We start from the raw sequence: 1,510 nt of genomic DNA on the forward strand, positions 1-1,510 counted from the left end.
AGTGACATGCGCGTTGCACAATTCTTCGAAATGACCTTGGGGAATGTATCGGACGAGTTCCACCTTTTCCTCCGGTGGATCGTCGTTAAGGTTTCGATCCTCCGTGCTGCCATCGAGCCATGACAGCGTTGCGGTGAAGTGCTTTGCAGGGTCCCCAGACTTCCCCCTGAATCTCTCCTTCTTCAAGAAGGAGAAATGAGCTTTCTGTCGCGAGTTGCCAAGCAGCGCGATCACGTCAGCGAGCGCGCTTTTCCCGCTGCCCTTGTTTCCGATGATCGCCACCAGATCAGGGTTCAGCGGCAGATTGGTGCCAGCAAGCCACGCTCCACCTGTTGTGGATCCCGGGATCTTAGTGATTGAGACGCTGTCGATGAAGAACGTCTTGTTTTTGGAAATTTCGGTCTTCTTTTCCGGGCGCTCGCCGATGTAGGAACGTTTTGCCGGCTCCATGATGGCCTGAAGAAGACCATGAAACGAAGGGTCAGCCTTGATCCAGGTCGCCTTTCCGGACGGGTAATCCCCATAGCCACGTCTGTCGTTGTCCCCCTTCACGCCCACGAAGCAGTGGGCGTCACTTCCAGAGACGACAAGCCTGGGAACGTTGCATAGGGCGTTCTGAAAGCTCTTGATGAACTTCGAATTGCCGGGCGTGACCTCACCGACGAAAGCGCCGCGGAGGTCGATGTTCCGAGACTCGAAGATAGGCGAAGTCTTGAACAGGCCTAGGAAATACGCATAGTGCTCATGCCATTTGACCTCGGCGAGACCGTCACTTGTATCCCATGGCATGAACCCGATCGCATGCCCGTGTGGCACCTTCTCGATTGCGTTCTTGTAGCTGTCACAGTTGATCTCCGCAATCTTGGAGCCGGCCAAGAGCGCCTTTTCATCGTCGGCATCGACTTCAACTTTCTTGAAACCATGGATCTTCAGCTTGTCGTCCGACGCGGCGCGCCCTAGCAGCACAAGGGATGCATCCGACAGCGGCCGACCCACGACTTCGACGAGCAGCGCCGCTTTGAAATCGTGCAGAACCTGATCTGCAACGGCATCAGAGAAAAGAACGTGAGCATTGAGGCGGCCCGGCATCGGAGCTACTAGCCGCAGTTCGATTCCCGGAAAGATGGTCTTCGTGAGTTTGGGAGCCCCTGGTTCTTTGAGCCGTCGTCGCAGTGCAAACCAGCCGTCAAAGGTCCAGTAATCCATCAACGCGAAGACCGTTGGTTCTGCGGCATTGAACGCAGCGATCATTTCGTCGATGAGCAAGCGGTTCTCATCCGAGTTGGGGTCGGCATTGAACCTCTTTCCTCGCCAATGAAACGAGGCGGGCGTATGGACATGCAGATCCCACTGCCGCCACTCGGAGCCTCGCTCAAATTTTTCTTGATTCATTACCTCATGCCTGCTCGTTGTTTTTCGTTCTAGGTGGCTACATGGGACTCGGACTGCCAGACGATCTCCATCGCACCGGCAGCTTGACGAGTCTCAACCCGCGTACTCCCATCAACTC

General features: G+C 55.6%; 1 pseudogene. It reads right to left on the reverse strand.

Going from position 1 to position 1,510, the window contains the following annotated elements:
• Positions 1 to 1,392, reverse strand: a pseudogene (locus AC1DOC_RS33165) (TrlF family AAA-like ATPase); the annotation flags it as partial.
• Positions 1,393 to 1,510: the final 118 nt, after the last annotated feature.

This window comes from Variovorax sp. 01T439_2, from assembly GCF_056398445.1.